Genomic DNA, 22,972 nt, shown 5'->3' with positions numbered 1-22,972 from the left:
GGAAATGGCCAGCGATTCCTCCATAGGAATTCACGATCTGTCCTTCGCCACCACGGAGTACGTCCTGCCGCACACGGCACTCGCCGAGTACAACGGCACCGACATCGGCAAGTACCACAAGGGCATCGGTCAGCAGTCGATGAGCGTGCCCGCCGCCGACGAGGACATCGTGACCCTGGGCGCAGCCGCCGCCGCGCCCATCATCGCCCGGCACGGCAGCGACGGGATCCGTACGGTCGTCTTCGCGACCGAGTCGTCGATCGACCAGGCCAAGTCGGCCGGCATCTACGTGCACTCGCTGCTCGGGCTGCCCTCGGCCTGCCGGGTCGTGGAGCTCAAGCAGGCCTGCTACGGGGCGACCGCCGCCCTGCAGTTCGCCATCGGCCTGGTGCGCCGCGACCCCACGCAGCGGGTCCTCGTGGTCGCCAGCGACGTCTCCAAGTACGAGCTCGACAGCCCGGGTGAGGCCACCCAGGGCGCGGCGGCCGTCGCCATGCTGGTGAGCGCCGACCCCGCCCTGCTGCGCATCGAGGACCCCTCGGGCGTGTTCACCGCCGACGTGATGGACTTCTGGCGGCCCAACTACCGCGACGAGGCCCTGGTCGACGGGCAGGAGTCCATCACCGCGTACCTCCAGGCGGTGGAGGGCAGCTGGAAGGACTACTCCGAGCAGGGCGGGCGCCCGCTCGACGAGTTCGCCGCGTTCTGCTACCACCAGCCGTTCACGAAGATGGCGTACAAGGCCCACCGGCACCTGCTGAACGTCACCGGGCACGACACCGACGAGGACCGCGTCGCCCGCGACCTCGGGCTGACCACGGCCTACAACAACGTCATCGGCAACAGCTACACCGCCGCGGTGTACCTGGGCCTGGCCGCCCTGCTCGACCAGGCGGATGACCTGACCGACCGGGCCATCGGCTTCCTGAGCTACGGCTCCGGCAGCGTCGCCGAGTTCTTCGCCGGGAGCGTCGTACCCGGCTACCGCGAGCACCTGCGCACCGAGGCCAACCGCGAGGCGATCGACCGGCGCAAGACCGTCGACATCCCCCGCTACCGCGAGCTGCACGAGCGGTCCTTCCCGGCCGACGGCGGCGACCACCTCACCCCGGCCGAGACGACCGGACCCTTCCGGCTGGCGGCCCTGCGCGGACACAAGCGCATCTACGAAGCCCGCTGAGACCCGCTGGTCGCACAGCCCGTAACCCGCGGGCACGTCGCACTTCCACCGAGCCGCCCGGTCGCGCTCCTCGGTGCGCCTCACCCCGGTCGCACTGGTGCCGCTGATCACCCTCATCAGCGCCGCCGACCCCGATGAACGTCGTCATCCGCGAGCCCGCCGGCAACCATCAGCCCGGCCGGCCCGGATCACACGGACTGCACAGACAGCACAGACAGCACAGACAGCAGGCGACGACGCCTGCCGGTTTCGCGGGTCCCGGCCGCTTGCCGGGGCCCGGTTCGGTTTCTCGCCGGCGTCCGGCCACGCAGCCGCCGTCGCAACTGTCATGTCAAGACCACCTGAGGGGGGAGGCAGGCGCATGACCGAAGTCGGAATCCTCGGTACGGGTGCCTATGTGCCGGAACGAGTCGTCTCCAACGACGAGGTCGGAGCGACGGCACAGGTCGACGACGCCTGGGTCATCCGCAAGACGGCCATCCGGGAGCGCCGCTGGGCGGCCCCCGAGCAGGCCACCTCGGACCTGGCCGCGGCGGCGGGACGGGCCGCGCTTCAGTCGGCCGGCATCACCGCCGACGAGTTGTCCGTGATCGTGGTCGCCACCTCCACGCCGGACACACCCCAGCCACCCACCGCCGCCTACGTGCAGCACCTGCTGGGCGCGAACGACGCGGCGGCGTTCGACGTCAACGCCGTGTGCTCCGGCGAGGTGTTCGCGCTCGCCGCGGTCGAGGGCATCCTCGCCCGGCGCGGCGGCCACGCGCTGGTCATCGGCGCCGACGTGTACTCCCGCATCCTGAACCCGGCCGACCGCAGGACGGTCGTCCTCTTCGGCGACGGCGCCGGCGCGATGGTCCTCGGCACCGGCCGGGGCTCGCGCGTACGGCACCTCAGCGCGCACACCTTCGGCGAACTGTCGGGCCTGATCCAGGTGCCGGCCGGCGGCAGCCGGCTGCCCTGCGACCCGGCGGTCCTCGAGGCCGGCCGGCAGTACTTCACCATGGACGGCCGCGCCGTGCGCGCCTTCGTCGAGGACCATCTGCCCGGGCTGACCAAGCAGTTCCTCCACGAGGCCGGTGTCGTCCCCGACGACATCCGCCACTTCGTGCCGCACCAGGCCAACGGCGTCATGCTCGACACCGTCTTCGCGGAAATGGCCCTGTCCCGGGCCACCATGCATCTCTCACTGACGCACTACGGCAATACGGGGGCCGCCTCCATCCCGATCACCTTGGACGAAGCCGCCCGCACAGGCGCCTTCGAGCGAGGCGACCTGATCCTCCTGGCCGGCTTCGGCGGAGGAATGTCGGCTGGATTCGCGCTGGTCGAGTGGTGAAACCACTGCCTGGTTCAGGCTGTTCAAGTCGGCCGGCGCGGCGCCCGCACGGCCCTCGCTCCGTTGCCCGACATCGGCAGAAACAGGAATCATGACAACGACACATCGCACTGCGTGCGTGATAGGCGCCGGTCCGCGTGGCCTCTCGGTGGTCGAGCGACTCTGCGCCAACGCCCGTTCGCAGTCCGAGGACACCACAGTCCACGTCCATGTGGTCGACCCCTACCCGCCGGGACCCGGCAAGGTATGGCGCACGGACCAGTCCCGTCACCTGCTCATGAACACCGTGGCCGGCCAGATCTCGGTGTTCACCGATGCCAGCGTGGACCTGAACGGTCCCCTGGAGCCGGGGCCGAGCCTGCACGAGTGGTCCGTGGCCCTCGTCGCGGGCGAGTTCGGCGACGCCCACCCGGCACACGTCGTGGAAGAAGCCCGCGCGCTGGGCCCCGACACCTACCCGACCCGCGCGTTCTACGGTCACTACCTCGCGTGGGTGTACCAGCACATCGTCGAGGGGGCGCCCGCCGGGGTGACCGTCACCGCGCACGCCTCCCTGGCCGTGGCCCTGGACGACGCCCCGGACGCCGGTGACGCGGCCCGCCAGCGGGTGGTGCTCGCCGACGGAACCGTGCTGGAGGACCTGGACGCGGTGATCCTGTGCCAGGGCCACCTGCCGGCCCGGGCGGACGACGCCGAGCGGGAGTTCGTCTCCCGCGTACGGGAGGCGGGCCTCGCCTACATCGGGCCGGCCAACCCGGCCGACGTCGACCTGGACGTGCTGGCCCCGGGCACGAAGGTGCTGCTGCGCGGGCTCGGGCTGAACTTCTTCGACTACATGGCCCAGCTCACCGCCGGCCGCGGCGGCTCGTTCGAGGCGGTCGACGGCCGGCTCGTCTACCACCCCTGTGGCAAGGAGCCGCAGCTCTACGCCGGGTCCCGGCGCGGCATCCCGTACCAGGCCCGGGGCGAGAACGAGAAGGGCCCGCACGGCCGGCACGAGCCGGTCGTGCTCACCGCCGAGCGCATCGCCGAGCTGCGCCGCGCCCACGAGCACTCGGGGCTCGACTTCAGGGAACAGCTGTGGCCGCTGATCGCCCGTGAGGTCGTGGCCGTCTACTACCGGACGCTGTTCACCTCGCGCGGACACGCCGGCAGGGCGCAGCAGCTCCAGGACGACCTGCTGGCGGCCGGATCCGGGAAGGAGGCGGGGCGCGCCGTTCTCGACGCGTACGGCCTCGACGAGAAGTACCGCTGGGACTGGGAACTGATCGCCCGCCCCTACCGGGGCCGGGAGTTCACCAGTCCGCGGGACTTCACCGACTGGCTCCTCGGCTACCTGCGCGAGGACGTCGAGGAAGCCGCGTCCGGCAATGTCAGCGGCCCGCTCAAGGCGGCCCTCGACGTCCTGCGGGACCTGCGCAACGAGATCCGTCTCGCCGTCGACCACGGCGGCCTGCACGGCGACTCGTTCCGCGCCGACCTGGACGGCTGGTACACCCCGCTCAACGCGTTCTTGTCGATCGGCCCGCCGGCGCGCCGCGTCGAGGAGATGGCCGCGCTGATCGACGCCGGTGTGCTGCACGTCGTCGGGCCCGACCTGCGTGTCGAAGCCGGCGAGGGCGGATACTCCGTCAGTTCGCCGCTCGTGCCCGGCTCCGCGGTCCGGGTGGACGTGCTCGTCGAGGCACGCCTGCCCGAGATCACCCTGCGCCGCACCGAGGACCCGCTGCTGCGCCACCTGCTGGAAACCGGGCAGTGCGCCACGTACCGCATCCCGACCCGTTCCGGCGGCACGTACGAGACCGACGGACTGGCCGTCACCGAGCGGCCGTTCCACCTGGTCGACGCGGCGGGACGGCCGCACCCGCGGCGCTTCGCCTTCGGTGTGCCGACCGAGTCGGTGCACTGGGTGACGGCCGCGGGTATCCGGCCCGGCGTCAACTCGGTGACGCTCACCGACTCCGACGCCATCGCGCGCGCGGCCCTGGGACTCACCGATGTCCACTGACCTGAGCCTCGCCGCGGAGGCGGGACTCGGCCTCGCGTCCGTGGCGGATCCGGGTCTGCTGTCGCCGGTCTGGGCGGACACCCCTGTCGTGGCCGCGGTCTGCGACGGGGCGTGGCTGCAGGCCATGCTGGACGCCGAGGCGGCGCTGAGCCGGGCGCAGGCCCGGCTCGGCACGGTGCCCGCGGCTGCCGCCCGGGTGATCACCGAGGCCGCGCGGGCCGACCGGCTCGACCTGGTATCCCTGGCCCGGCAGACGCGCGAGTCCGCCAACCCGGTGGTGGCGCTCGTGCGGGAGTTCACCGCGCTGGTAGCGAGCGAGGACCGGGAGGCGGCCCGGTATGTGCACCGCGGCTCGACCAGCCAGGACATCCTCGACACGGCGGCCGTCCTGGTCGCCGGGCGGGCCCTGGAGCTGATCCGCGGCGACCTGGAACGCGTCGAGGAGGCGCTGGCCGTCCTGGCCGCAGAACACCGGGACACCCTGATGGCGGGCCGCACCCTGGCCCTGCACGCGGTGCCGACGACCTTCGGCCTCAAGGCGGCGGGCTGGCGCCACCTCGTGCTGGACGCGGTGGACAAGCTGGACGCATTGAGAGCCGGCCGGCTTCCTGTCCAACTCGGCGGTGCGGCAGGCACATTGGCCGGATATCTCGAGTTCGCGCCGGCTGCCGAACCGGCCGTCTTCGTCCAGGAGCTGACGGAGGCGTTCGCGGCCGAACTGGGGCTGTCGGTCCCCCTCGTGCCCTGGCACGTGCTGCGTACGCCCATGGTGGATCTGGCCACGGCCGCCGCGTTCCTGTGCGGCGCCCTCGGCAAGATCGCGGTCGATGTGCTGTCGATGACCCGGACCGAGGTCGGTGAGGTGCACGAGCCGGCGCCCAGCGGCCGGGGCGCGTCCTCGGCGATGCCGCACAAGCGCAACCCCGTACTGGCGACGGCCATCCGGTCCGCCGCCCTGCAGGCCCCGCAGCTCGCCGCGACGGTGCTGGGCTGTCTGCCGAGCGAGGACGAGCGCTCGGCCGGCGCCTGGCACGCCGAATGGGAGCCCCTGCGCGCCCTGCTGCGGCTGGCCGGCGGCGCGGCGCACCAGGCGGTGGAGCTCGTCTCCCAGCTGTCGGTGGACCCGTGGCGCATGCGCGCCAACACCCAGATGACCGGGGGCCAGATCGTCTCGGAGCGGATCGCCGTCGTCCTCGCCCCGCTGCTCGGCAAGGCTCAGGCACGCGATCTGCTCAACGAGGCGTCCGCCCACTCGGCGCGCACCGGCGAGCTGCTGGCCGACGTCCTGCGGCAGGACAGCCGGGCGTCGGCCGTGTTCTCCGACGCCCGGCTGACCGATCTGTTCGAGCCAGAGGCGTACACCGGGGCCGCCGGCCCCCTGACGGACCGCGCGCTGTCCCGGTTGCTGCCGTCCAGAGGCAGGCGACAGGCGTCATGACTGCGCGGCCGACCGATCATGGAACGTCGTCACCGACGGTCATGATCGGACGGCCGCGCTCACACCCACAGGCACCCCGCCGACCTGCGCGAGAACCATGACGATAAATGCGTCAGGACCGACGCCGTAAAGCTATCTCGGTGAGTTCTTCTATGTCGAACTCCGAGCGGCCTGGTGTGCCGTAGCGGGTTATTTTCCCGCGACTCACCCATTTTCGGATGGTTGCTTCGGACACGCCCGCCGCAAGGGCGGCAACATTGGTGGGAACGAGCCTGTGGCGTGGCGGTTTGGTCACGTGTTGACGACCTTTCGCTGACTCTCCATCAGCGGTCGCAGAGTAATCCACTCGTGCAACTCCCAGGTATGTCCCGACGAGCACCCGATACTGCTCTTTCCAGCGCTCCCGATGTTCTGCGGCGACGTGCTGATCGTCCCCGGGCAGTCGTCCACGACACAGTCCCTGATGACGACGTGGAGTTCGCTCGGACCGGGGTCGATGGTGCGCAGCAGTTCCTGCCCGAGACTGTCGATCTCGTCCGCGAGATCGGCGGCCGGCGGCTGGGCTGCGAGCCACTCGAGGTTGAGCAGCAGAAAGCGCGCCAGGTGCGGAACCGACCGCGTCGGGGCGGCCTTGCCGAGCTTCTCCACGACGTATCCCGACCATGCCTCCAGGACGGCGAGGATGTTGTGCCGGGCGTCGAGCACGGACATGTTCAGGTGATCCCTGTTGCGGCTCCCGGAGACCTTCGCCTGGTACGCCTGCCGGGATATGGGTGATATGTGATGCAGGCATTCCTGATAGAGACTGGGAAGGTTGCGCAGATTACGCTCGACCTGCCTGATACACGGAATACAGAGGACGGACCCGGCGGCGGCACGGAGTTCTCGGGCGTGATTTCTGGGGCATCTGTGAAACTCCATGGAATCTCCTTCATGAGGTGACTCGCCCTGCCGTCGTCACGGATATCATGAAACCTCATGACGACGTTTTGTTGGTGTCAGTTTGGTGGACCATGGAGGGAGGACCGGAATGAACGGACCGCACGCCGAAATCACTGAAGAACGTCACGGCGGTGAACCGGACGCTCTGCGGCAGAAAATGTCGACAAAGGGCCCGTCCGGCCTGGCGGAATACCGGCCCCGACACATTCAGCGGATATCGCGTGTAACGTGCGTCCCGTACCCCCCGACGCTGCCCAGACATAACTGTGGGTGCACTGAGAGACTTCCACGGGGCGGTTGAAGGTGTCAACGCTGATCATTGGCAATCCAGATGCTCTGAATTGACAATCAAGATGCTCTAAAGGGGAACTCCAGACTGTCTCGGTGCCGATCTGGGCATGTGATGCAGGGTCTGCGGGCCCTGCCGGACCCGGCCTTCTCCTGCCGAGTGCTCGATGTTCACCGGAGTCCTCATCGCAACCGCCTGGAAAACCGCTCGAGACCTTCGCGCCCGCCCGGCACCGCGGGCCGGCCCCGCACAGCGCCGCCGACCGGGCCGACGTGCCCGCCCCCACCAGGCAGATCGGCCCGGAAAACCCCCAAGACGCGGGACGTTTCCCGGCCCCGCCCGCAGCGGTGCCGCCGCGCCCGTCGCCGTCCGGACCGGCCGGGAATCCCCTGCCGCGGCGAGGGCCGCGCACCGCATGATGCATCTACAACGCACAGGAGGGGGACCGGAGATGAGCCTGGAGGCAGGTGCCATCGACGGGGACGGCGGCCACGGCCACGCCGTGGTGATCGGCTCCGGCCTCGCCGGGCTCACCGCGGCGCGGGCCCTGGCCAACTTCATGGACCGGGTCACCGTGATCGAGCGCGACCGGCTTCCCCGCGGATTCGGGCGGCGCCGTGGCGTGCCCCAGGCCCGGCACACCCACACCCTCATGCCCGCAGCACACCAGGGCCTGGAGCAGCTGTTCCCGGGCATCGTCGCGGATCTCACCGGCGCCGGAGCGGTCCGGGTCCGCATGCCCCAGGACATGCTGCTGCTCGGCCCGGCCGGCTGGCTGCCCCGCTTCGACGCCGGGCTGTTAGTGCTCAGCGCCGGCCGCGACCTGATCGACGCCGTCGTACGCGACCGGCTGCGCGCCGACCCGAAGGTGACCTTCCTTCCGGAGCACGAGGTCGTCTCCCTGGAGCCCGGCCGCCATGACACCGTCGTCGGCGTCTGGGCGCGCGGCCGGGACCGGCAGGCGCCCGACGGCTGGGGCCCCCGGCACCTGATCTCCGCCGACTTCGTGGTGGACGCCACCGGGCGCGGCTCCCACGCCCCCCAGTGGCTCGCCGCACTCGGCTACCAGGCGCCCCGGGAGTCGGTCGCCCACAGCCGGACCACCTACGCCTCGACCGTGTTCGCGCCGCCCATCGGCCATGTCGCCGACTTCAGCAGCCTGCTGCTCATGGGCACCCCCGACCACCCCCGCCAGGGCATGCTCCACCCCATCGAGGGAGGCCGCTGGTCGGTGACGCTCAGCGCCGGCGACGGCAGCCGCCCGCCCGCCGACCACGAGGCCCTGCTGCGCGCCGCGGGCGACCTGCGCCACCCGCTGCTGCGCGATGTCATCGAGGCCGCCACCCCCCTCGGCCCGGTCTACGCCTGCGCCCGCACCGAGAACCGCTGGCGCCACTACGAGAAGCTGCGCCGCTGGCCCGACCAGTTCGTCGTCGTCGGTGACGCCTACGTCTCCCTCGACCCGGCCCACGGCCACGGCATGACCCTCGCCGTGCAGTCCGCCCTCGTCCTCGACCACGTGCTGGCCAGCCAGGGCACCGCCATCGGCGTCAACTTCCGGCTGCGCCGCGCCCTCGCCGAGCACCTGGCCCCCGCCTGGCAGGCGAGTCTGCGCAACCTCGGTGCGGTCGGCGCCGAGGCGCACCTGGCGCCGGACGGACTGCGCGCCCGGCTCGGCCGGCGCTACGAGGCCCGGATCGCCGCCGCCGCGACCTGCGACGAGGACGCGGCCAGGCTGCTGCTCGAGCGCCTGCACACCGTCGACCCGCCGGCCGCCGGGCTGCGCCGCCGCGAGCTGCGGGCCCTCCTGCGCGCCACGCGCATGCCGGCCCCGCTGACACCGCCCAGCACCACCCACGGCCAGGGCGCCCGGCCGCGCCGCCGCCTCACCGCGCCGGCCGTACCCGCCATCGGGGTCTCCATCGGCTCCGCCAGGCCCCGGGCCACGACCTCCTCGGCCCACTGGAGCGGCACCGGTGGCTGAGCGGCCGGTCTGCCACTTGGCGAAGCAGTCGTAGCAGGTCTGCCAGGCAGGCCACAGTCCGCAGCGGTCGTCACCCCGATCGGCGTGCATGAGGGTCCGTCAGCTTGCCGGCGGATTCTGTTTTTCATGCCTTCCTCGTGCCGGAATATTTCCCTCCGGCGAATTTCAAGTACGCTCGGTGGCCGGTTCCGGGAAACCTACCCGCATCGGGCGCCGGTGATAGCAGCTCAGCAAGGAGAGCAGCTTCTCCCCCGGTAGATCCGGCAGGAAGTCGCACTCACCCGTCGAGTCCAGACGGGCCAGCAGTCCCTGGATGAGGGGGCCCGCGTCGCAATGGGCCGTCGAACCTTTCGATTCCGTCGCCATGACTGGAAGGTAACAGCACAACCCTGCCTGGGAACAGGTGTCGGGGTTCCCCGGGACGCACCCCTGGAAGACGGCTGGAGAAATACTAGAAGACACCTCGCGTATAACTCCACGAAAGCTTTATGGCCCCCTGAGGCAGACCGAGAAGAATCGGCACTGAAGACACTATCCAAATGCTGGTTAAAACTCTGAATCGACGGCCACTGGCAGGGTACGGAGGAAGAATGAACATAAGAGTGCTGGGTGCCCTGAGTGCCGAAGTGAACGGAATCTCGATCGTCCCGACCGCGGGCAAGCCCCGCCAGATCCTGGCGCTGCTCGCCCTCTCCCCCGGCCGGGTCGTGCCGGTGCCCACCCTCATGGAGGAGGTCTGGGGCACCGACCTGCCGCAGAGCTCGCTGACCACGCTCCAGACGTACATCCTCCAACTGCGTCGCATGCTGAGCACTGCCATGGGCCCGGACGTACCGGGCTCGGCCAAGGACGTACTCGCCACCCGCTACGGCGGCTATCTGCTCCAGATCCCCGCCGAGGCCGTCGACGTCTACCGATACGAGCGGCTGGTCGCCGAGGGCCAGCAGGCCTTCGAGAACGGCGAGGACGCCAGCGCGGCCTCCCTGCTGCGCGAGGCGCTGGACCTGTGGGAGGGGCAGGCGCTGGTCGACGTCCGGGTCGGTCCGGTGCTGGAGATCGAGGTGCTGCGGCTGGAGCAGAGCCGCCTGGTCGCCCAGGAACGCCGTATCGATGCCGAGCTGCGGCTGGGCCGGCACGTCGAACTGATCGCCGAGCTGACCGATCTGATCGCCCGTCATCCCCAGCACGAGGGGCTGCACTCGCAGGCGATGGTGGCCCTGTACCGCTCGGGCCGGCAGGCCGCCGCGCTCGACGTCTACCTCCGGCTGCGCCAGTGCCTCATCGAGGAACTCGGCGTCGAGCCCTCGCCGCAACTCCAGCGCATGCACCAGGCGATGCTCTCGGTCGACCCCCGCCTGGACATCGTCGCGGGCCCCCGCCGCACCTCCACGTTCGACTTGTACGCAGCCTGACGCCGCCGCACCTCACCTGTCCCCTTGCTCCCGGACCGGCCAAGGGGCCGTCGTAGACGGCTGTTCCGGCAGCTCTGGCGTTCTTTTTGGGATCCCGATCTCTTTCGACGGATGCCCCGCTGAGCAATCTGGGCGATGACACCGCCTGATCGGTCCCTGCATTCTGGTCTGTGAATGCGCTTTGCGGGAGCAGCAGTTGTCATCACACGCCTCCCGAATGCGGCCGGATCGGAACTGGGGAAGGTCTCGTATGTCGTCCACTCTCTTCGGGTTTTCTGGCGATTTCGATGTCATCGTCATCGGCGGCGGACCCGCCGGTGCGACCACCGCAGCGCTTCTCGCCAAGCGCGGACACCGTGTTCTCGTGCTCGACCGTGAGCGTTTCCCCCGGTATCACGTCGGGGAGTCTCTCATTCCTGGCGTCATGGTGCCGATGGAGGAACTCGGCCTGAAGGAGCGCATGGAGGCCAAGGGGTTCGAGCGTAAGTACGGCGGCACTCTGGTCTGGGGCAACAACGAGGTTCCGTGGAATTTCTCGTTCACCACGGGCGGTCGTATTCCCTACGCCTTCCACACGCGCCGTGCCGACCTGGACGCGCTGATCCTGGACCGGGCCCGCGAACTGGGTGCCTTCGTCGTGGAGGACGCGACGGTGAAGGAGCCCATCGAGGAGGACGGCCGCGTCGTCGGCATCCGCTACGCCCTGCGCGGCCTCAACGGAAACCACGAGGCCAGGGCCCGCCTGGTCATCGACGCCTCCGGGCAGGCCCGCGTGCTCGGCCGCAAGTACTCCGAGGTCAACTGGAACGAGCAGCTGCGCAACGTCGCGGTGTGGACGTACTTCGACAACTGCCACCGTCTGCCGGGTGACGAGTGGAGCAACATCCTCATCGAGGGCACCCAGGACGGCTGGTTCTGGGGCATCCCGATCGACAAGGGCGTCTTCAGCGTCGGTTACGTGACGCGTTCGGAGCTCGCAAGCGCGTCCGACAAGTCCCTCGAAGACCTCTTCGAGTCCGAGATCGCCCAGACCACCAAGCTGAAGGACCTGCTGCGGGACGCGACCCAGGCCGCGGGTTACCGCTCCGCGCGCGACTGGTCGTACACCAACGAGCGTTTCCACGGGAACGGCTGGGTGCTGGTGGGCGACGCCGCCGCGTTCGTCGACCCGCTGTTCTCGACCGGTGTCGCGCTCGCGACCCTGGCGGCCAGCACGCTGTCGAAGGTCGTCGACCAGATACTCCAGCACCCGGAGATCGAGGAGAAGGCGCTCGACCGGTACTCCGCGGCGTACCAGGACTTCTTCCACGACATCCGCCAGTTCGTCGAGGGGTTCTACGACCGCTCGAAGACCAAGGGCTTCTACTTCAACATGGCCCAGGACATGATCGACCCCGAGAAGAAGAACGACGCGGAGGTCGACTTCGTCAAGCTGATCTCCGGACTCAGCGGACGAGCGGGCGGACTGTTCGAGCTCAGCCTCGACGACCTCATCGAGGACGCCACGGGTGCGTCCACCGCCGGGAACTGACGTCCAGGAGGCCGGAACGGACGGCTGAAACGGACGGTCGGAACGCAATAACGGAGCTCGCCGGCAGTCCCCGTGAGGGGGGACTGCCGGCGAGCTCCGTTTTCTTTCCGGTCACCGGCGCGCAGACGCCTTTCACGAATGCGAGCCTGCCGTCTGCTCTGCACGCAGAGGATTCTCGGCAGGCGCAAGCCGGTTCCGCGGCTTCGACTGACCGACAATCACCAGGGCGGCCGACACGATCACCAGGTTCTTGATGATGTACTGCCCTTCAAGAGTTCCGACGCAGAAGGACTCCCAGGTTTCTCTCGGGAACAAGAAGAGCGGAGTGAACGTTCCCGCCATGTGCCCGAGAAGTATCATGACCGTCAGAGTGCGCACTTTTCCGCTGATCAAGAGCAGGCCGATAGATACTTCCAGTGCGCCGGTCAGGACGGAAGCGACCGTTCCGTGGATGATCCCCAACGTCAGCTTATCCACGGTTTTCAGGACCAGGGGTTCCGCCGGGCTGACCCCCGGAAAGAACTTGGGCACTCCGAACCACAGGTAGATGATTCCTATGGAGATCCGAAGTGCCGCGATCCCGAACGAGGCACCGAGACTCTCGAGGAAGCGAGCGACTTGTCCATAAGTACGCATGGGCCTTAACTCCCCGTATGTGTCACGATTTCCGGCTATTTTCCCTTGAAGGTCTCGCGTCCCGCTTAAGGCTTGGTGGAGACACGGCAGGGCGGCGCCCTCGACGGATTGCGGGCAGCACGGATACGCCAAACGCCTGGTGGTCACGGCTCGACAGCCGCCGTTCCACCAGGCGTTCTCACGTTCTGGCGTCTCCCGACATCGGTCACGCCCAGAGTTCCCGGGTACTCACCGCCCGGGGAATCGGCGCACCACTACTGGCCGGCCTCCGGGGCCGACGATGCGCCGGTGCCGGCGGGGCCGAGCAGGACCTTCGCCTCCAGGGAGCCCTCGCTCAGCTGGTGGTACGTCTGGAGCTTGAAGTACTCGCCGCCGGAGTAGGAGGCGACGTTGTAGAGGCCCTGCAGGGGGCCGGGGTAGGTGTGGGAGACGTTCTTGGCGAACTTCTCGACCTGCGCATCGACCGTGATCCGGTCGGGAAGCGCACGGACGTCCGGAACCATCGTGGCGAACGTGATCCGCTGGATCTCGGAAGACTCCCAGTTCAGCGTGGTGTAGATGCCCACGGCCTGGCGGGCCAGCTCGAGCTGACGCTCACTGGGCTCCGGAAGGCCCAGGTCGCGCAGCATGGCGCGGACCGTTTCGGGCTCGCGGCACGCGTCCGGGAACTGGAGGAAGTAGACGTTCACCGTCCGGCTCGGGTAGTCGATCCCGATCATGCTGTTCTTGTCGTCGAGGCCGTAGCGGGCGTAGAAGTCGAGGTTCTCGGCCAGGCTGCGCGGCATCGACGGCAGAGCGGCGACCTTCTGCAGCTTCTGCAGATCGGTGACAGGCAGGAAGGTCCAGGTCTTCTTGAAACCGCCGACCACCCCGAAGTCCACGCCGTGAGCGGTGACCGGGATGTTCTCCTGGACCTCCTCGAGCAGCCTGCCCACCGGATGGTCGGTGCCCTCGGCGATACCCCGGGAGACCGCGTACAGGTACGGGTTGACGTCCGCCGGCAGAGCCGTGAAACGGCAGTCGAGGTCCTGATGACCACGAGTGGTCACACGGAAGGCGACAACCACCTTGTCCAGGTCGTACGCGGACAGGATCGGCCGGACCTTGTCGGGCGCGGGGGAAATCTCCAGCAGTCCGGCTGCTTCCTCAATGGCCGAGTAAAGACCTTCCATATCTGTCCTGGCCATTCGTCCTCCAGTATCGATCCGAGCGTCTATGTAAATCAGGGCAGATGATTGGCAGTGGCCGGCTAGAAAATTTGTTCGGTCCACTCGTTGACGATCTGTCCACTCGTTGACGATCTGACGAATGACCGCTTGGCGACCTCAATACCGAGGGCCAGGGCCGACGCAGCCGCAGCGACCGGGTCAACACCAGACATGGCGTGTCCTATTCTTGTCGCTCTGTGGAGTGTCGACGCCGAATACTGTGCACGTCAAGCCGATCGCTGATCTTAGTTGATTTCGAGCGCCCCTCTAGTGGTGGCCAGTAAGGTGCGGCCCAGGATTCCGCGTGGAAACAACTGTCGACGTCGACCGCTTGGAGTATTGATGTCCGGAGGCATGACCGCGGAAGAGCTGTACTCGGTCATTGAGGAATCGGCTCGACTGGTGGATGCACCTTTTTCGCGGGACAAGGTCTGGCCGGTTCTGTCCGCATACCGCGACGGATTCGGCGCGAGTGGGGTCATTTTCAGCCTGCAGGCCGGCGAGAAGGTGGAGGAGCTCGAATACACCGTCCAGGTTTCTCCGGGGATCGACGACCCCTACGCCTGCGCCCTGTCGAACGGCTTTGCTGCGGAGACCGACCATCCCGTCAGCACCCTGCTCTCGGAGATCCAGGCGCTGATCTCCGGCGGCGAATACTACATTGACTGCGGAATCGTCGGCGGTTTCAAGAAAATTTACGCGAACTTCCCCCACAGCGCGCAGAAGGTGTCGAAGCTTGCCGAGCTCCCTTCCATGCCGCGCGCCGTGGCCGAGAATGCCGATTTCTTCGCCCGCTACGGCCTGGAAGACGTGGTGCTGATCGGGGTCGACTACAAGCACAGGACCATGAACCTGTACTTCCAGCTCCCCCCCGGCACTGCAGGCAACCTCGAACCGGAGACCGTCCGGTCCATGCTTCGCGAAACCAAGATGCACGAGCCGGACGAGAAGATGCTGGCGTACGCCGCCAGGTCGTACCGGGTCTACACCACCCTGAGCTGGGATTCTTCGGAAGTCCACCGGATCTCCTTCGGCCCTCGGCCGCGTCGTGACATGGACCTGTCCTCGCTGCCCGCCCGGCTGGAGCCGAGGCTCGAGGAGTTCATGCGGGCCACTCCGCACAAGTACGCCGGTGATCTCATCAACGCCTCGGCCGCCAAGTGGTCGCACGCCAACGAATTCCTCGACCTTGCGGCGTACTACCGGATTTCGCCGATGCATCTGGAGGCGTTGAAGGCAGCCGGCGAAGCAGAGGGATAACGGTCCGGCTCACCCGTTCCCGTGGCAGCGCCGGAACCATCGGTGCGTGCAAAGGACCTGGGCCGACGCCGCATGGCGCTGCGGAGCCCTCTTCTGAAGAAAGGACATACCCCGTGACGACGTCCGGTCGCGCCCAGCAGATCCCCTTCGACTTCGACAACGGCAACTTCATCCGGGATCTGATCACCACCCACGGCGGCGGGGGCTTTCCGCCGGCGGACGCCATGGCCCCAGGGGACGTGGCCACCTACACCTGGCTCACCCATCTGCTGCAGACGTCGTGGTTCGACGCGCTGGCGCCGTACCATCCGACCGCGGTCGGCGTGTACTCCCAGATCCCCCGCCGCCCCGCCAGCGAGTCCGCGACCAACCGGAACAAGAACATCGCCGGCCTGTACGCCCTGTACCAGGTGGTGAAGGGCACGTTCGAGGAGAGGGCGCCGGTCCTGCGGCAGGCGCTGACCGCACTCGGCCTGGATCCCGACGACGAGTCGGAGGACCTGACCACCCCGGTCGGCATCGGCAACACGGCCGGCAAGACCATCGTCCAGGCCCGTGCGCACGACGGCATGAACTACCTCGGTGACGTGGGCCGCACGTACAACGGCCGGCCCTACGAGGACTACACCGGCTACCGGTCCGTGAACACGGCCGACGAACTGGTCGACCCCTCGCGCTGGCAGCCGGCGACGGAGCCGCACCGCCGCCGCATCGACGGGGGGCCGGGTGACAAGGGCGTCTTCACCGCTCAGCGGTTCGCCACCCCGCAGCTCGGGCTGGTCACGCCCCAGACGTACAAGGACCCGAGCCAGTTCGAGCTTGCCGCGCCCGACCACCTCGACCACAACGACTCCGCCGCGTACAAGCACGCGGTGGACGAGGTCCTCAAGGCGTCGGCCGGACTCACCGACGAGCAGAAGGTGAAGGCGGAGTTCTTCGAGCACACTCCGCTGTCCGTCACCCTGTCGCCGCGCGCCGCGGCCGTGGCCCACGATCTGGACCTGGACGGCTGGGTCCACCTGTTCATGGTGACCTCGGTGGCGCGCTTCGACAGCCTGATCGCCGCCTGGCACCACAAGCGCACGTACGACGCCGTACGGCCGTTCAGCGCGGTCCGGCACGTGTACGGCGACACCCCGGTGACGGCGTGGGGCGGGCCCGGCAAGGGGACGGTCGACGACATCCCCGCCGACGAGTGGACCGGCTATCTGCCCGTGGGCAACCACCCCGAGTACCCGTCCGGCTTCACCACGCTCTGCGCCGCCCAGGCGCAGGCGGCGCGGCGCTTCCTCGGCGACGACGTCCTGGACTGGACGCACACCTTCCCGGCCGGCTCGGCGCAGAAGGAGCCGGGGCTCGTCCCGGCCGGCGACCTCGAGCTCACCTGGGACACCTGGACCGACTTCGAGAACGACTGCGCCAAGAGCCGGGTGTGGGCGGGCGCGCACTTCAAGAAGACGGTCGCGACGTCCCTCGCGTTCGGCGTGCAGTTCGGCGACCTGGCCCACGAGTTCGTGCAGCGGCACATCAACGGCGACGTCGAGGCCTGACCCTTCCCCGACCGCGGCGGCGGGCATCCCCCGGCCCGCCGCCGTGCTCTGCCTTGCTCCCAACACTTCACTGTCAGACCCGCAGCATCCCTTCAAAGGATCAGGACACAACCATGACGACGTCCGGACGTTCTCCTTTCCCGACCTTCGAGCCGGGTCGCAGGCATCTGCTGTTCGGTGGGCTCGCCGGTGCCGCGACCGTGGCGATGGCCACGACGCTGGGTTCCGCCGGCACGGCCGTCGCCGCCCCTCGCGACGATGCGCCCAAGGTCGACTTCAACCTCGACACCGACAACTACCTCTCGTGGGCGCAGCCCAGCGACGACATGGCCGGGGTGTCGCCCAACGCGGACCTGTTCGCCCCCATGGACGTGACCGTCTTCCTCTGGATCAACCGCCTGACGGCGCTCGCGGTGTTCGACGCGCTGGCGCCGTACCACGAGACCGCGGTCGGCATCTACTCCCAGTTCAAGCGCCGCCCCTCCAGCGAGTCCGCCACCAACCGGAACATGAACACCGCCGCCATCCACGCCACGTACCAGGTGTGGAAGCGGGTGCTGCCGATGAAGATGGCCGGCGTGCGGGCCATGATGACCGCGATGGGCCTGAACCCCGACGACGAGTCGATGGACCCGACCACTCCGGTCGGCATCGCCAACCTGTCCGCCAAGGCGGTCTGGGAGGCCCTCAAGAACGACGGCATGAACTTCCTCGGCTACGCGGACGGCCGTAAGTACAACCCCAGGCCGTGGTCGGACTACACCGGCTACGAGCCCGTGAACACGGCCTTCGAGCTGACCCACCCGACGCGCTGGCAGCCGCTCCTGGGACCGCACGACGGCCGCCGTCTCGGCGGTGGCCACGGTGACATGGGCATCTACGTCGTCCAGCACATGGTCACCCCGCACCTGCGCAAGGTGAAGGCCCACATCTTCGACGACCCGAGCAAGTTCGACCTTTCCGCGCCCAAGCACACCAACAACGCCCACTCCCGCGCCTACAAGCGCTCGGTGGACGAGATCCTGGAGGCGTCGGCCTCGCTCACCGACCGGCAGAAGATGCTCGCCGAGGTCATGGACAACAAGGTCTGGGGCATCGGCCACTCGGCGATCGTCATGGCTCGCAAGCACGACCAGCACGGCGAGCTGGGCATGCACGGCTGGATCCACTACATGCTCGAGCACATCCTGGCGACGTTCGAGCCGGCCATCGTCGCCTGGCACCACAAGGTCAGGTACGACGCGGTGCGGCCGTTCAGCGCCGTCCGGCACGTGTACGGCAAGAGCAAGGTGACCGCCTGGGGCGGACCCGGCATGGGCACGGTCCACGACATGCCCGCCGACCAGTGGAGCGGCTACCTGAAGGTGAGCGACCACCCGGAGTACCCGTCGGGCTCCACGACGCTCGCCGCCGCGTCGGCGCAGTCCGCACGGCGCTACTTCGGCACGGACGAGCTGGGCTGGAAGTTCACCATCGGTGCCGGCAAGTCGCTGGTCGAGCCGGGGGTCACCCCCCACAAGGACCTCGAGCTGAACATCCGCACCTGGAGCGAGTTCGCACAGATCTGTGCCGACAGCCGGGTGTGGGGCGGTGTCCACTTCCAGGAGACCGTCAACAAGTCCCTTGTGCTCGGCCGCCAGTTCGGCGACCTGGCCCACGAGTTCGTGCAGCGGTACGTCAAGGGCGACGTCAAGGACTGACCCTTCCCATCGCGGCGGCGGGCACCTCTCCAGCCCGCCGCCGCGCTCGGCTTCCGTCGACGAAGCCAGAAGGCCACGGCGCAGCCATCGATATCCCGTTCCTCATGAAGGGCCCCTCCGCAGGCTCGCCTCTGGAGGCCCTTCCCTGTCGAGAACAAGGAAGACGATCATGACGACGTCCGAACACACTTCTGCCTCAGGCTCCTCGTTGGGCCGCAGGTCGCTGCTGGTCGGCGGCACCTCGGCCGCCCTGACCATGCTGGCCTTCTCCCGCACGGCCGGTGCCGTCACGAGCGATGAGCCGCTCGAGTTCGATTTCGACCTGGACAAGGACAACTACATCAAATGGGCCCAGCCCAGCGACGATAAGGGCGGTCATTACTCGCCCAGCCTGGCGTTCATCGGGCCGATGGACGCGACCGTCTTCCTGTGGACGAACCACGCGGCGATGCTGGCGGTGTTCGACGCGCTGGCGCCGTACCACGAGACCGCGGTCGGCATCTACTCCCGGATTCCGCGCCGCCCCTCCAGCGAGTCCGCGACCAACCGGAACATGAACATCGCCTCCATGTACGCCCAGCTCGGCATCTGGAAGCGTCTGCTGCCGCTCAACGTGGGCGGCCTGCGGCAGATAATGGTCCAGCTCGGCCTGAACCCCGACGACGAGTCGGAGAACCTGACCAGCCCGATCGGCATCGGCAACGTGGCCGCCAAGACCGCCTGGCAGGCCCTGTCGCATGACGGTATGAACCTCCTCGGCTACGAAGGCGGCCGCAAGTACAACCCCCACCCCTGGGCGGACTACACCGGCTACCAGCCCGTCAACACGGCGTACAAGCTGAACAACCCCTCGCGCTGGCAGCCGCAGCTGTTCCCCCACAACGGCCGCCGTGTCGGCGGTGGCCCGGGTGACATGGGCATCTACGTCGTCCAGCACTTCGTGACCCCGCAGATCGGGCGGACCAAGCCCCACATCTTCGCCGACCCGGGCCGGTACCAGCTCGCCCCGCCCACGCACAGCGACCACACCCGGCCGCAGGAGTACAAGCGCTCGGTGGACGAGATCATCGAGGCGTCGGCCTCGCTCACCGACGAGCGCAAGGCGCTCTGCGAGATCATGGACAACAAGACCTGGGGGATCGGCTTCTCGTCCGTCCTCGTCGCCCGGAACAACGACCAGGACGACCACATGGGCGTGCACCGCTGGGCTCACTGGACGCTCCAGAACACCCTGGCGACCTTCGACACGCTGATCGCCGCCTGGTACCAGAAGTACAAGTTCGACGCGGTCCGGCCGATCAGCGCGGTCCGGCACGTGTACGGCAGGCAGAAGCTGACCGCCTGGGGCGGTCCCGGCATGGGCACGGTCAACGACATCCGCGCCTCCGAGTGGGCCAGCTACCTGCCCGTGAGCGACCACCCGGAGTACCCGTCGGGCTCCACGACGATCTGTTCCGCCGCGTCACAGACGGCGCGGCGTTTCTTCGGCTCCGACGACCTGAACTGGACGATCAACATCCCGGCCGGCGGGTTGATGGTGGAGCCGGGGATCTCCCCCGCCCAGGACCTCAAGATCCACTTCGCCACCCTCACCGACCTCGACAACGCGTGTGCCAGGAGCCGGGTGAACGGCGGCGTCCACTTCGGGAAGACGGTCGCGAGGTCCCTGGAGTTCGGTAAGCAGTTCGGCGACATGGCCCACGAGTTCATACAGCGGCAGGTCAAGGGCGACGTCAAGCACTGACGCAGCGGAACCGGCCGCAGGTCGCCTCCGGTGACCGTCGAGTGCTCCGAGTCGGCGGTCACCGCAGGCGTCAGAAGTCCAGCTCCAGTTCCTCGACGCCCGTGAACTCCACCAGAAGGCCCTGGGCGCGCCGGCCCCGGTCGCGGAAGTACATCTCCCCCAGGGCCTCGGCGAGGATCGACTGGAGTTCGGTCTCGCCGGCGCCTGCTTCCTGTGCTGTGAAGAGGCGGGCCGCGTACTCGGGGGGCAGGGCCTGGTTGATGTGGCGTACGCGGGGGTCGTCGGTGGTGCCGGGGGCTGCCGTGAAGCCGAAGCGGGCGCGGGCCGACACGAAGATGCCGCCGGTGGTCGCCGCCTGCTGCCGGGCCCGTTCGCGTACCTTCGGTTGCCAGCGCCTGCGGGTCTCCGCGGTGAGCCGCTCGGCCAGGTCGCGGCGGGGGTGTTGGAGCTGGCCCTTGACGTAGCGCTCCACCGTGCGCTGGGAGACGCCCAGGAGTTCGGCCACCGGTCTGGTGCCCTTGAGCCGGCGGACCAAGTAGCGCATCTGGGCCGGGGCGGACTTCGGTGCCGGGCGCGTGAAGTGAACGGCCGTGGCCACGTCCAGCGTGTCCCCGATCCCGACCATCGCGCCGTTCGCCCTTTCGTCGTCGTGCCGTGTCCTGACTCTCGACGCTGACGTTACCCGGGTGGGCCGGGCCGTACTGCGGCGGGGCTTGAGCGGATCTGCGGCAGTGCTCCGGCAGCGCTCCGGCGGCGCGCCGGACAGTGGCGCGGACGACTGACACCGCGACGACTGAAGGAGCCCGCCTTGTGGGAGCTGCTGCGCCCCGGCCGTGTGCTGCGTGCGGTCTACCGTGCCCTGGTGGAGTTCGGCATGCTCTACATCGGCCCGGAGCCGCAGGCCATGGTTGCCTCCCACCGTGCTGCCGGCCACCGCGAGGGCGAGTCCGTGCCGGTGATCGGGCCACCGCCAGGGCCGCTCACGGGTCCGCCCGCCGGACATCCGGAGCGGCTGTGCGCGGATGTACCGCTGACGCCGTTGGAGCGGGAGCTGGTACGGGAGTGGGAGTTGGGGGCGGGGTAGCGCCTGCGCGTGCGTCACACCGGCGCCGAACACAAAAAAAGCGCCGCTGCCGGGGCCCATGTGGGGCCTCGGCAGCGGCGCTTCTCCGCTTGGCCGTAGTGCGCGATCCGAAGGCACACATCAAGCAGGGGAGCCCTGCCTTCATGGGCGCCCTACAGTGTCAGGCCGCGCTCCAGCAGCGCCAGGGCCCGGTCGACCATCTCCAGCAGGTCGGTGTCCTCGCTGTGGTCTCCCCACAGCACCTGGTGGAAGGCGCCCGTCACGGCGCCCACCAGGACGCGGAGCTCGAGGTCGTCCGCCGGGCGGCCGGTCCGCTCGGCGAGCACCGCGCACGCGGCGTCGACCATCCTGTCCTGGGTTTCGCCCACCAGCGCCCGTACCGCGGGCACCTGGCGCACCAGCTCTCTCCGCCACCGGTACTCCGCGCTGACGTCCCCGGCGAGCCTGCGCACCATCTCCGTCAGCGCCCCCCGCAGGGCGGCCAGCGGCGGCTCGTCCGCAGGGCGCTCGCGCAGGAAGGCCATGCTGGACTGGGCGTAGTCGTCCGTCAGGACGATGTGCTCCTTGCTGGGGAAGTAGCGGAAGACCGTGCTCGGCGAGACCTCGGCCATCGCGGCGATCTGCTCGATCGTGGTGTTGTCGTACCCTCGCTCGTCGATCAGCCGACGGGCCGCCTCACGGATGGCCCGGCGGGTGCGCAGCTTCTTGCGTTCGCGCAGGCCGAGGCCGGCTTCGGCGACTGCGGGTGACGTCGGCACGGTGGACGTGGCAGAGGGCATACCACTCATTGTCGCGCACCCTCGGCCGGGCCGGTCAGGGACTCCGCCGGGGCCTGGTCTCCTGCGCTGGCGGAGTCTTCCGCTCCGCTCCGGGTGCTCAGCGCCCCCGGTTCGCCTCGCGAAGGATCGCGTAGGCCTCGGCCACGGGATCGGGGTGTCCGGGCTCGTCGGGGGTGATGACCAGCTGGAGCTCCGAATTCCGGCCTTCGGAACTGTCGAGCGCGAGGGCGTTGAGGACCTTGCCGGTCCGGTCGCGGAAGAGCGAGCCGGGCCGGCCGTCCACCGGCCGCTCTTCCAGCGTGACGCCGACCCGCAGCAGCGGAGGGACGATCGCGGCGAGCAACCGGGCCACGTTCTCGGCACCGGCGATGTACGTGGGCCATGGCAGCGGCTCGCGGCCACCGTCGCTGGTCATGGCGATGGCGGCGACGAGCTGACGGCACGCCGCCTCCGAGCACCCGACGGCCGATGCGATGTCGGAGATACCGCACCCGAACGCTTCCCGCAGCACGAAGACCGCGCGCTCGAGCGGGGAAAGCCGCTCGAGCACCAGCAGGGCCGCCGTCAGCAACGAGTCGGCCAGCTCCGCCGACCGCTCCGCATCCTGGTGAGGACCGCCCAGCAGCGGTTCGGCAGGCCACGGCACATGCTCCTGCCCCCGTCGGCGGGCCGCCCGCAGGGCACGGGTGGAGATCCGGGTGACCTCGGCCGCGAGATGGCCCTCGATCGACGCGGGCCGCGTCGGCGTGTCCGCCCAGCGGTGCCATGTCGCCCGGACCGCGTCCTCCGCCTCACTCGCACTGCCCAATATCCGGTAGGCGATCGCGAACAGCAGCGGGCGCAGCTCCTCGAACTCCTCGGTCCTGGTCACAGCGGCTCCTCCCTGAACCC

General features: G+C 68.9%; 19 protein-coding genes. 12 read left to right on the top strand and 7 right to left on the bottom strand.

Annotation, left to right across the window (positions count from 1 at the left end; all coding sequences use genetic code 11):
* Positions 1–4 precede the first annotated feature (4 nt).
* From ACWD3E_RS39235 to pcaB, 4 genes are all read left to right on the top strand, one after another.
* Positions 5–1,180: a hydroxymethylglutaryl-CoA synthase gene (locus tag ACWD3E_RS39235; RefSeq protein ID WP_451392274.1), complete on the top strand. Its 1,176-nt coding sequence runs from the start codon at positions 5–7 to the stop codon at positions 1,178–1,180.
* 361 nt (positions 1,181–1,541) lie between these two features.
* On the top strand, positions 1,542–2,516 hold the full coding sequence (locus tag ACWD3E_RS39230) for a 3-oxoacyl-ACP synthase III family protein (protein WP_451392273.1): 975 nt from the start codon (positions 1,542–1,544) through the stop codon (positions 2,514–2,516).
* 91 nt (positions 2,517–2,607) lie between these two features.
* Positions 2,608–4,524: an FAD/NAD(P)-binding protein gene (locus ACWD3E_RS39225; protein ID WP_451392272.1), complete on the top strand. Its 1,917-nt coding sequence runs from the start codon at positions 2,608–2,610 to the stop codon at positions 4,522–4,524.
* Complete coding sequence (gene pcaB / locus ACWD3E_RS39220) at positions 4,514–5,962, top strand: 3-carboxy-cis,cis-muconate cycloisomerase (RefSeq protein ID WP_451392271.1); 1,449 nt, start codon at positions 4,514–4,516, stop codon at positions 5,960–5,962. Before ACWD3E_RS39225 ends, pcaB begins: the two co-directional genes overlap by 11 nt.
* A 291-nt stretch (positions 5,963–6,253) precedes the next feature.
* Here pcaB and ACWD3E_RS39215 read toward each other — a convergent pair whose 3' ends face one another.
* Positions 6,254–6,883, bottom strand: coding sequence for a hypothetical protein (locus ACWD3E_RS39215; protein ID WP_451392270.1), 630 nt, complete (start codon positions 6,881–6,883; stop codon positions 6,254–6,256).
* A 761-nt stretch (positions 6,884–7,644) separates the two neighbouring features.
* Between ACWD3E_RS39215 and ACWD3E_RS39210 the strand changes: the two genes are divergently transcribed.
* Complete coding sequence (locus ACWD3E_RS39210; RefSeq protein ID WP_451392269.1) at positions 7,645–9,177, top strand: FAD-dependent oxidoreductase; 1,533 nt, start codon at positions 7,645–7,647, stop codon at positions 9,175–9,177.
* Between the two features lie 165 nt (positions 9,178–9,342).
* Here ACWD3E_RS39210 and ACWD3E_RS39205 read toward each other — a convergent pair whose 3' ends face one another.
* Positions 9,343–9,543, bottom strand: coding sequence for a hypothetical protein (locus ACWD3E_RS39205; protein ID WP_451392268.1), 201 nt, complete (start codon positions 9,541–9,543; stop codon positions 9,343–9,345).
* A 224-nt stretch (positions 9,544–9,767) separates the two neighbouring features.
* Between ACWD3E_RS39205 and ACWD3E_RS39200 the strand changes: the two genes are divergently transcribed.
* The gene (locus tag ACWD3E_RS39200) at positions 9,768–10,589 is read left to right on the top strand and encodes an AfsR/SARP family transcriptional regulator (protein WP_451392267.1); all 822 of its coding nucleotides are present in this window, start codon (positions 9,768–9,770) and stop codon (positions 10,587–10,589) included.
* A gap of 217 nt (positions 10,590–10,806) precedes the next feature.
* The gene (locus ACWD3E_RS39195) at positions 10,807–12,120 is read left to right on the top strand and encodes an NAD(P)/FAD-dependent oxidoreductase (protein ID WP_451392294.1); all 1,314 of its coding nucleotides are present in this window, start codon (positions 10,807–10,809) and stop codon (positions 12,118–12,120) included.
* 132 nt (positions 12,121–12,252) lie between these two features.
* Here the strand turns inward: ACWD3E_RS39195 and ACWD3E_RS39190 are convergent, their stop codons facing one another.
* Complete coding sequence (locus ACWD3E_RS39190; protein ID WP_451392266.1) at positions 12,253–12,756, bottom strand: DoxX family membrane protein; 504 nt, start codon at positions 12,754–12,756, stop codon at positions 12,253–12,255.
* A gap of 254 nt (positions 12,757–13,010) precedes the next feature.
* The gene (locus tag ACWD3E_RS39185; RefSeq protein ID WP_451392265.1) at positions 13,011–13,943 is read right to left on the bottom strand and encodes an aromatic prenyltransferase; all 933 of its coding nucleotides are present in this window, start codon (positions 13,941–13,943) and stop codon (positions 13,011–13,013) included.
* Between the two features lie 375 nt (positions 13,944–14,318).
* On the opposite strand from ACWD3E_RS39185, the gene ACWD3E_RS39180 reads away from it, so the two are divergent.
* The 4 genes from ACWD3E_RS39180 to ACWD3E_RS39165 all read left to right on the top strand — a co-directional run bounded on the left by ACWD3E_RS39180 (position 14,319) and on the right by ACWD3E_RS39165 (position 20,218).
* Positions 14,319–15,224: an aromatic prenyltransferase gene (locus ACWD3E_RS39180; RefSeq protein WP_451392264.1), complete on the top strand. Its 906-nt coding sequence runs from the start codon at positions 14,319–14,321 to the stop codon at positions 15,222–15,224.
* A 113-nt stretch (positions 15,225–15,337) separates the two neighbouring features.
* Entirely contained in the window at positions 15,338–16,774 is a 1,437-nt protein-coding gene (locus tag ACWD3E_RS39175; protein ID WP_451392263.1) for a DUF6851 domain-containing protein, read from the top strand.
* A 113-nt stretch (positions 16,775–16,887) separates the two neighbouring features.
* Positions 16,888–18,474 carry a DUF6851 domain-containing protein gene (locus tag ACWD3E_RS39170; RefSeq protein ID WP_451392262.1) on the top strand — a complete coding sequence of 529 codons (1,587 nt, stop codon included), beginning with the start codon at positions 16,888–16,890 and terminating at the stop codon, positions 18,472–18,474.
* Between the two features lie 169 nt (positions 18,475–18,643).
* Positions 18,644–20,218, top strand: a complete 1,575-nt coding sequence (locus ACWD3E_RS39165) for a DUF6851 domain-containing protein (RefSeq protein WP_451392261.1) — start codon at positions 18,644–18,646, stop codon at positions 20,216–20,218.
* 70 nt (positions 20,219–20,288) lie between these two features.
* Here the strand turns inward: ACWD3E_RS39165 and tpg are convergent, their stop codons facing one another.
* Positions 20,289–20,843 carry a telomere-protecting terminal protein Tpg gene (gene tpg, locus ACWD3E_RS39160; protein WP_451392260.1) on the bottom strand — a complete coding sequence of 185 codons (555 nt, stop codon included), beginning with the start codon at positions 20,841–20,843 and terminating at the stop codon, positions 20,289–20,291.
* 183 nt (positions 20,844–21,026) lie between these two features.
* Between tpg and ACWD3E_RS39155 the strand changes: the two genes are divergently transcribed.
* The gene (locus ACWD3E_RS39155) at positions 21,027–21,302 is read left to right on the top strand and encodes a DUF6059 family protein (protein WP_451392259.1); all 276 of its coding nucleotides are present in this window, start codon (positions 21,027–21,029) and stop codon (positions 21,300–21,302) included.
* A gap of 152 nt (positions 21,303–21,454) precedes the next feature.
* Here ACWD3E_RS39155 and ACWD3E_RS39150 read toward each other — a convergent pair whose 3' ends face one another.
* Positions 21,455–22,081: a TetR/AcrR family transcriptional regulator gene (locus ACWD3E_RS39150; protein ID WP_451392258.1), complete on the bottom strand. Its 627-nt coding sequence runs from the start codon at positions 22,079–22,081 to the stop codon at positions 21,455–21,457.
* A gap of 97 nt (positions 22,082–22,178) precedes the next feature.
* Positions 22,179–22,952 carry a sigma factor-like helix-turn-helix DNA-binding protein gene (locus ACWD3E_RS39145; protein ID WP_451392257.1) on the bottom strand — a complete coding sequence of 258 codons (774 nt, stop codon included), beginning with the start codon at positions 22,950–22,952 and terminating at the stop codon, positions 22,179–22,181.
* Positions 22,953–22,972: the final 20 nt, after the last annotated feature.

This window comes from Streptomyces sp. NPDC002676 (genome assembly GCF_053592455.1).
This window is presented reverse-complemented; position numbering and strand designations above follow the sequence as displayed.